Annotated in this window: 7 protein-coding genes; 4 read left to right on the top strand and 3 right to left on the bottom strand. The window is 72.8% G+C overall.

Annotated elements, in window-relative coordinates:
• Window positions 1-147: 147 nt before the first annotated feature.
• The 3 genes from ACFW9D_RS37155 to ACFW9D_RS37145 all read right to left on the bottom strand — a co-directional run bounded on the left by ACFW9D_RS37155 (window position 148) and on the right by ACFW9D_RS37145 (window position 3,344).
• Window positions 148-1,086 carry a 3-oxoacyl-ACP reductase gene (locus ACFW9D_RS37155; protein ID WP_188339224.1) on the bottom strand — a complete coding sequence of 313 codons (939 nt, stop codon included), beginning with the start codon at window positions 1,084-1,086 and terminating at the stop codon, window positions 148-150.
• Between the two features lie 263 nt (window positions 1,087-1,349).
• On the bottom strand, window positions 1,350-2,426 hold the full coding sequence (locus ACFW9D_RS37150) for a Zn-dependent alcohol dehydrogenase (protein ID WP_384629788.1): 1,077 nt from the start codon (window positions 2,424-2,426) through the stop codon (window positions 1,350-1,352).
• Between the two features lie 63 nt (window positions 2,427-2,489).
• Window positions 2,490-3,344 (bottom strand): MaoC/PaaZ C-terminal domain-containing protein, encoded by an 855-nt coding sequence (locus ACFW9D_RS37145; RefSeq protein WP_188339222.1) that lies wholly within the window; start codon window positions 3,342-3,344, stop codon window positions 2,490-2,492.
• 366 nt (window positions 3,345-3,710) lie between these two features.
• On the opposite strand from ACFW9D_RS37145, the gene ACFW9D_RS37140 reads away from it, so the two are divergent.
• From ACFW9D_RS37140 to ACFW9D_RS37125, 4 genes are read left to right on the top strand one after another with little or no spacing between them, the layout of a single operon-like run.
• Window positions 3,711-4,643 carry an ABC transporter ATP-binding protein gene (locus tag ACFW9D_RS37140; RefSeq protein ID WP_188339221.1) on the top strand — a complete coding sequence of 311 codons (933 nt, stop codon included), beginning with the start codon at window positions 3,711-3,713 and terminating at the stop codon, window positions 4,641-4,643.
• 1 nt (window position 4,644) lies between these two features.
• Window positions 4,645-5,361 (top strand): ABC transporter permease, encoded by a 717-nt coding sequence (locus tag ACFW9D_RS37135; RefSeq protein ID WP_188339220.1) that lies wholly within the window; start codon window positions 4,645-4,647, stop codon window positions 5,359-5,361.
• Window positions 5,362-5,388: 27 nt separating this feature from the next.
• The gene (locus ACFW9D_RS37130; RefSeq protein ID WP_384629786.1) at window positions 5,389-6,663 is read left to right on the top strand and encodes a sensor histidine kinase; all 1,275 of its coding nucleotides are present in this window, start codon (window positions 5,389-5,391) and stop codon (window positions 6,661-6,663) included.
• Between the two features lie 47 nt (window positions 6,664-6,710).
• Window positions 6,711-7,343 (top strand): response regulator transcription factor, encoded by a 633-nt coding sequence (locus ACFW9D_RS37125; RefSeq protein ID WP_188341590.1) that lies wholly within the window; start codon window positions 6,711-6,713, stop codon window positions 7,341-7,343.
• Window positions 7,344-7,428: the final 85 nt, after the last annotated feature.

Here is a 7,428-nt window from a genome sequence, read left to right as displayed (position 1 = left end):
GGCCCGTTCGTCTTGTCGGCCGTCTTGTCGGCCGTCTTGTCGGCCGTCTTGTCGGCCGTCTTGTCGGCCGTCTTGTCGGCCGTCTTGTCGGCCGTCGTGTCGGCCGTCGTGTCGGCCGTGTCGTCGGGCCTTCCGCAGACCGCGTTGTCAGTCGTGCTTGAGGGCGAGGATCTCCGCCGCGGCGAAGGTCTCGTTCGCGGGGCGGTCCTTGTAGTGCGGGGTGAGCAGCGCGTCCAGTTCGTCGTACGTGAACGCCTCGTGGGCGGTGTCGAACTTGGCCTGGACGCGGGGGCGGTCGACGACGACGACGATGCCGCCGTGCACGACGAGGAGCTGGCCGTTGATGTTCGCCGCGGCGGGCGAGGACAGATAGCCGACGAGCGGGGCGACGTGTTCGGGGGCCAGCGGGTCGAGTCCCTCGTCCGGCTGGGCGAACCCGGCGAAGACGTCCTCCGTCATCCGGGTGCGGGCCCGCGGGCAGATGACGTTCGCGGTGACGCCGTACTTGGCCAGGGCCAGGGCGGTGGACGTGGTCAGGCCGACGATTCCGCCCTTCGCGGCGGCGTAGTTGGGCTGGCCGGCGGAGCCCGCGAGGAAGGCCTCGCTGGAGGTGTTCACGATGCGGCCGTAGACCGGGGCGCCGGTGGTCTTCGAGCGCTCGCGCCAGTGGCGGGCCGCGAAGTGGGTGGTGTTGTAGTGGCCCTTGAGGTGGACGCGGATGACCGAGTCCCACTCGTCCTCCGACATGGAGAAGATCATGCGGTCGCGCAGGATGCCGGCGTTGTTGACCAGGATGTCGAGCTGCCCGTAGGTGTCGACGGCCAACTGGACGAGTTCTCCGGCCTGTTGGTGGTCGGCCACGTCTCCGGTGTGCGGGGTGGCGTCGCCGCCGGCCGCGCGGATCTCCTGGGCGACCTGTTCGGCGGGGCTGGTGTCGGCCGCGCCGGAGCCGTCCCGGCCGGGCTGGCCGAAGTCGTTGACGACGACGTTCGCGCCGAGGCGGGCGAGTTCCAGGGCCTCGGCCCGTCCCAGGCCGCGGGCACCTCCGGTGACGATTGCCGTGCGGCCCTTGAGCGGCTGGTCCATGGTGGGGCTCCTTGTCCGTCTGGCTGTGCGGGGGTCGTCGTGGTGGGGGGTGTCAGGGCACGGCTGAGCGCCGTGGGGTGTCTTGTTGAATGCCGGGTGCGGGCCCGGTGGGGCTTCTCGCGCAGTTCCCCGCGCCCCTGAAGGCACGCTTCGCGCGCCCCAGGGGGTGGGCTTCTCGCGCCCCGCGGCGGAGCCGCTGATCGATGCGGCCCCGCGCCCCTGAAGGCGCGCTCCGTGCGCCCCAGGGGCCGGGGCGGGTGGTGCTACAGCTCGATGCAGGTCCTCAGGGCTACGCCCGTGCGCATCTGGGTCAGGGCCTCGTTGATGTCCGTCAGGGGGACGCGGTGGGTGATCAGGGAGGCCAGGTCGATGCGGCCGGCGCGCCAGAGGGCGATCGCGCGCTCGTAGGACGTGAGGACGTCGCCGCCGCCGTACATCGAGGGCAGGATCCGCTTCTCGTCGAAGAAGAGCTCGAACATGTTGAGCTGGAGGAAGTCGTCGAGGGCGCCGGCGCCGACGACGACGAGGGTGCCGCCGCGCCGGGTCGTCTCGTACGCCGTCCGGGCCGTGGCCGACTTGCCGACGACCTCGAAGACGTAGTCGAAGCCCTCCCCCGCCGTGATCCGCTGCTTGGCGTCCGCGAGTTCGTCCGGCGCGACCGCCTCGGTCGCCCCGAACCTGAGCGCCGCCTCCCGCCGCGAGGCGACCGGGTCGACGGCGACGATCTGGGCCGCGCCCTTGAGCCGCGCGCCCTGGATCGCCGAGATGCCGACGCCGCCGCAGCCGATGACCGCGACCGACGAACCGGCCTCCACGTCCGCCGTGTTGACCGCGGCGCCGAGCCCGGTCGTCACGCCGCAGCCGATGAGCGCGGCGATGTCGAAGGGCACGTCGTCGGGGATCGGCACGGCGCACCCGGCGTCGACGACGACCTCCTCCGCGAAGGTCCCCGTCCCGGCGAAGCCGAACACGTCGCCGCCGGGCCGCTTGAAGTTGGGCGTGCCCGCGTTCATGAACCCGGCGAGACACAGCTGGGTCTGGCCGCGCTTGCAGGCGGGGCAGGCGCCGCAGGAGGGCAGCCAGCACATCAGGACGCGGTCGCCGGGCTTGACGTGGGTGACCCCGTCGCCGACGTCGAGGATCTCGCCGGCGCCCTCGTGGCCGGGGATGAACGGGGCGGGCTGCGGCAGCACCCCGTTCATCGCGGAGACGTCGGAGTGGCACAGGCCGGTCGCCCGTACCCGGATCTTCACCTTCCCCGGACCGAAGCCGACCGCCTCGACGTCGTCCAGTACCTCGAGTTTGTCCTGGCCTATCTCGTGCAGTACGGCTGCTCGCATGGGTGCGGCTCCTTCGCCTGAGTACCCGGTGAGGTACTGATGCCTTCTGTCAGCTGTGCTCGATCAGCTGTGCTCGATGAGGGTGTCCGCGAGGACCGGCGCCTCGTCCCGCTCCACCGCCGAGACCGTCACCTGGACCCGGCCCGGCTCCTGCCACATCCGCACGCGCAGCGTCTCGCCGGGGAAGACGACACCGGCGAAGCGGGTGCTGTAGCGGGTGACGCGGGAGACGTCGCCGTCGAGTGCGTGGTCGACGACGGCCTTGAGCGTCATGCCGTACGAGCACAGGCCGTGCAGGATGGGCCGGTCGAAGCCGGCGAGCTTGGCGAACTCGGGGTCGGCGTGCAGCGGGTTCCAGTCCCCGGACAGGCGGTAGAGGAGGGCCTGTTCCTCGCGGATCGGCCGGTCGACGGTGCGGTCCGGGGCGCGGTCCGGGACCTCCAGGCGCGCGGAGGGTCCGCGGTCGCCGCCGAAGCCGCCCTCGCCGCGGACGAAGATCTGCGCGTCGCTGGTCCACAGCGGGCCGTCCTCGTCGGCGACCTCGGTACGCAGCACGAGGACGGCGGCCTTGGTCTTGTCGTAGACGGCGGCGACGCGGGAGGTGGAGGTGGCTTTGCCCTTGGCGGGGATCGGCCGGTGCAGCTCGATGGTCTGGCCGCCGTGCAGGACGTGGGCGAGGTTGACCTCGACCCCGGGGCTCGACAGGCCGCCGACGACTCCCATGCCGGCGCCCGCGACGGTCGCGAAGCTGGGCAGGACGTGCAGCTTCGACTCGAGGGTGTAGCGCAGCTCGTCGGGGTCGGTGGCGGGGACTCCGGCACCGAGGCCCAGGTGGTAGAGCTGGATGTCCTTGTGGTCCCAGGTGATCTCGGCGGACCGGGGCTCGGCGGCTACGGCCTTCGCGGCGTCGATGGGCATGGGGCGAGCGCTCCTCACGTCGTACGTCTCGTACGGGTCGTACGGGTGGTGCTTGGCGGTGCGGATGATGCCGGGTGGTACGGGTGGTACGGGTGGTACGGGTCGTGCCGGATGGTGCGGGTGGTGAAAGACCTCGGCGCGGCCGTCCGCACCGTCGGTCGCGCCGAGGTCGCCAGGGGCCGGTTCTAGAACCTGTTTCATTCCGTCCGGCGATCCTCATGTATAGCCAAGGCGGCGGATGTTGGGAAGGGCCGGGGCCCGCATTTCTGACGTGGCGTCAGAAACGGTGGCGGTGACATTTGTACTGCCGATGTCCGGACAAGCGGATCTGCCGCGGGGCCGGCCCCGCTCCGTAGCGTCGTGGGTATGACGACGAAGACGACACACACCGGCCCGGGCCCCGCGCCCGCCGTGTCCTTCACGGGGGCCGTCAAGACGTTCGGCGAGGTCAGGGCCGTGGCAGGGCTCGATCTGACCATCGCGCCCGGCGAGACGGTGGCGCTGCTCGGCCGCAACGGCGCGGGCAAGTCCACCACCATCTCCCTGCTGCTCGGCCTGGACGAGCCGGACGCGGGCCGGGTCCAACTGTTCGGCGGAGCGCCGCAGGACGCGGTGCGGGCCGGCCGGGTCGGCGCGATGCTCCAGGAGGGCAAGGCGGTGCCTCGGGTGACGGTCGGCGAGCTCGTGGGCTTCGTCGCCGGGCGCTACCCGGACCCGATGGACGTGGGCGAGGCGCTGCGCCTGGCCGGGATCGAGGAGCTGGCCGGGCGCCGCGTCGACAAGCTGTCGGGCGGCCAGACCCAGCGGGTCCGCTTCGCGGTGGCGCTCGCCGGGAACCCGGCGCTGATCGTCCTCGACGAGCCGACCGCCGCCCTCGACGTGGAGGCGCGGCACGCGTTCTGGGCGTCGATGCGGGCGTACGCGCGGCGCGGCCACACGGTCCTGTTCTCCACGCACTACCTGGAGGAGGCCGACGCGCACGCCGACCGGATCGTGGTGATCGACCACGGCCGGGTGGTGGCCGACGGCACGGGCGAGGAGCTGCGCCGGGCGGCCGGCGGCAGCCTGGTCTGCTTCGACCTGGCCGGGCGCGGCACCGAGGGCCTGGCGCTGCTGCCGGGCGTGGTGTCCGTGGAGGTGACGGGCGAGCGGGCCCGGCTGCGCACCGAGGACCCGGACGCGACGGTCATGGCGCTGGCCGCGCTGGACGCCGTACGGAACCTGGAGGTCGCACCGGCCTCCCTCGACGACGCCTTCATGGCGCTGACCGCGGACCCCCGCGACCTGGAGCGTGTGTGACATGTGGGACTACCTGCGGCTCGAAGTGCGGCGCACCCTGCGCGACGGCCGGTTCGTGATCGGCTCGGTCGCGATGCCGGTGATGATGTACCTGCTGTTCACCAACCTCGGTGACGTGGACGGCACATGGAAGACCGGCTCGATGATCGGCATGGCGGCCTACGGGGCGCTCGGCGCGGCGCTGAACACGGCGGGCGGGGTCGCCGAGGACCGGGCGATCGGCTGGCTGCGGCAGCTGCGGATCACCCCGATGACCCCACGTCAGGGCGTGATCGGGCGCGCCCTGACCGGTGCGGTGACGGTGCTGCCCGCCATCGCGGCGGTGATGCTGGCCGGGGCGCTGGTCAACGGCGTACGGCTCGACTGGTGGAAGTGGCCGGTGATCGCGCTCGTGCTGTGGCTGGGCTCGCTGCCGTTCACGATGCTGGGCCTGGGCAACGGCTACCGGATGACCTCGCAGGCCATGGGAGGCATCAACATGCTCTGCTATCTGGGCCTCGCGGTCCTCGGCGGCCTGTGGTTCCCGGTCACCCTGTTCCCCGACTGGCTCCAGCGGGTCTCCTCCTTCACGCCCACCAACCGCTTCTCGCAGCTCGGCACGGCCGTCGCCGACGGGCACGCGCCCTCGCTCGCGGCGCTCGCCGTCCTGACCGCCTGGCTGCTGGCCTTCGGTTCGTACGCTGTGGTCTCGTACCGCAGGGCCGCGCGCACCATCTGAATCGGATCGGGACGGGGAGTCGGGGACATGGCCGGGACGAGGATCCGCCGGGGCTGGACCGCGTGGCGGCGGTCGCTGGAGGTGTGGAAGACGGAGCACGCGTACGCGAAGGAGGAGCACCGGCGGGTGAAGGCGGAGCGGCGGGCCAGGGGCGAGGGCCGGCCGCCGGAGGAGATGGCTCCCGCGCCCAACGGTTTCGCCCTGCTGCCCTGGCTGCTCATGGGCATGGGCGCCCTGTCCAACCTCTTCTCGGACAAGTCCACCGACCCGGTCATCGGCGGCCTGGGCCTGCTGACCTTCAACTCCCTCTACATCTTCGTGGTGTTCCGCGCGTTCCGGCCGCAGACCCGCAAGGCCCTGTCGACCCGCCTGGCGCTCGTCGTCATGACGCTGCTGACCTGCGGCCTCGTCGGCGTGTACGGGGGCAGCTGGCTGGCGTTCTTCCCGCTGCTCGGCCTCGCCGTCGGCGCCGTCGCCCGGGGCCCGCACCTGGGGCGGATCGGGCTCGCGCTGACCGTGCTCTCGGCGGTGGTCGCCGGACTGCGCGACGGCTGGGGCGCGATCGGCGTCGCGTACGGCACGTTCCTGTCGACGATGGTGACCGCCGCGATCCTGTCCCTGTCCGAGGCCGTACGGGACCTGCGGGCGGCCCGCGAGGAACTGGCGCGGCAGGCCGTCGAGAAGGAACGGCTGCGCTTCTCGCGCGACCTGCACGATCTGCTCGGGCACACCCTGTCGGTGATCGTCGTGAAGGCGGAGGCGGCCCGGCGGCTCGCCCCGCACGGACTCGACGCGGCCCTGGAGCAGGTCTCCGACATCGAGGCGGTCGGCCGGCAGGCGCTCACCGAGATCCGCGAGGCCGTCACCGGGTACCGCGAGGGCAGCCTCGCCACCGAACTGGACCGGGCCCGCTCGGCGCTGACCGCGGCCGGGATCGAGCCCGTCGTGCGGCAGTCGGGGACGCCGCTGTCCGCGCAGAACGAGGCGCTGCTCGGCTGGGTCGTACGGGAGGCCGTCACCAACGCGGTGCGGCACAGCGGCGCCGGGCGCTGCACGATCACCGTCGACGGCTCGGGCGAGCGGGTGCGGTTGCGGGTCTCCGACGACGGGGTGGGCGAGGCGGCACCCGCGCCGGGCGCCGTCGGCGGGACCGGGCTCAAGGGGCTCGCCGAGCGGCTCGCGACGGCGGGCGGTTCGCTGGAGTCCGGGCCGGGGCCGCGCGGCGGGTTCGTCGTACGGGCCGAACTCCCGTCCGGTGAACCGGAGTCGGCGCCGGACGCGACGCTCGCGGAGCGGGCTTGAACGCGCCGGACGCGCCCCCGGCCCGTAATCTCTCCCCTGTGACCGAGATGCCGCAGGACCACCGGCCCGCCAAGAGCGTGCGGGTGCTGCTCGCCGAGGATCAGGGCATGATGCGGGGCGCGCTGGCGCTGCTGCTCGGCCTGGAGCCGGATCTGGAGGTCGTGGCGCAGGTCGCGGCCGGTGACGTCATCGTCGACAAGGCCCTGGAGTGCCGGCCCGACGTGGCGCTCCTGGACATCGAACTGCCGGGCCGCAGCGGGCTGGACGCGGCGGCCGACCTGCGCGAGCAGGTGCCCGACTGCCGGGTGCTGATCCTGACGACGTTCGGGCGGCCCGGGTATCTGCGGCGGGCCATGGAGGCGGGTGCCGCCGGGTTCCTCGTCAAGGACGGGCCGGTGGAGGAGCTGGCCGAGGCGATCCGGGCGGTGCTGCGCGGGGAGACCGTGGTGGACCCGGCGCTCGCCGCGGCGGCGCTCTCGGCGGGGCCCAGTCCCTTGACGGCGCGGGAGGCGGATGCGCTCCGCGCGTCTGTGGACGGGGCGACGGTGTCGGACATCGCCGGGAAGTTGCATCTGTCGGAGTCGACGGTGCGGAACTATCTCTCGTCGGCCATCGGCAAGACCGGGACGCGCAACCGCATGGAAGCGGTGCGGGAGGCGCGGCAGCGGGGGTGGCTCTGACCGTTCGCCGTCCGCGGGCCGGTGGGGGCCGGTCGCGCAGTTCCCCGCGCCCCTGAAATGCATGCCCTTCGGGCGCATTTCCCCG

It is taken from the genome of Streptomyces sp. NPDC059524 (assembly GCF_042749255.1).
GTDB lineage: Bacteria > Actinomycetota > Actinomycetes > Streptomycetales > Streptomycetaceae > Streptomyces > Streptomyces xanthii.
The sequence above is the reverse complement of the archived record's forward strand: the minus strand, read 5'-3'. Positions and strand labels throughout refer to the sequence as shown.

Bases quoted from the DNA above. Each gene is read 5' to 3' on its own strand.
- ACFW9D_RS37155 (WP_188339224.1), bottom strand. From the start codon at position 1,086: ATGGACCAGCCGCTCAAGGGCCGCACGGCAATCGTCACCGGAGGTGCC.
- ACFW9D_RS37150 (WP_384629788.1), bottom strand. From the start codon at position 2,426: ATGCGAGCAGCCGTACTGCACGAGATAGGCCAGGACAAACTCGAGGTA.
- ACFW9D_RS37145 (WP_188339222.1), bottom strand. From the start codon at position 3,344: ATGCCCATCGACGCCGCGAAGGCCGTAGCCGCCGAGCCCCGGTCCGCC.
- ACFW9D_RS37140 (WP_188339221.1), top strand. From the start codon at position 3,711: ATGACGACGAAGACGACACACACCGGCCCGGGCCCCGCGCCCGCCGTG.
- ACFW9D_RS37135 (WP_188339220.1), top strand. From the start codon at position 4,645: ATGTGGGACTACCTGCGGCTCGAAGTGCGGCGCACCCTGCGCGACGGC.
- ACFW9D_RS37130 (WP_384629786.1), top strand. From the start codon at position 5,389: ATGGCCGGGACGAGGATCCGCCGGGGCTGGACCGCGTGGCGGCGGTCG.
- ACFW9D_RS37125 (WP_188341590.1), top strand. From the start codon at position 6,711: ATGCCGCAGGACCACCGGCCCGCCAAGAGCGTGCGGGTGCTGCTCGCC.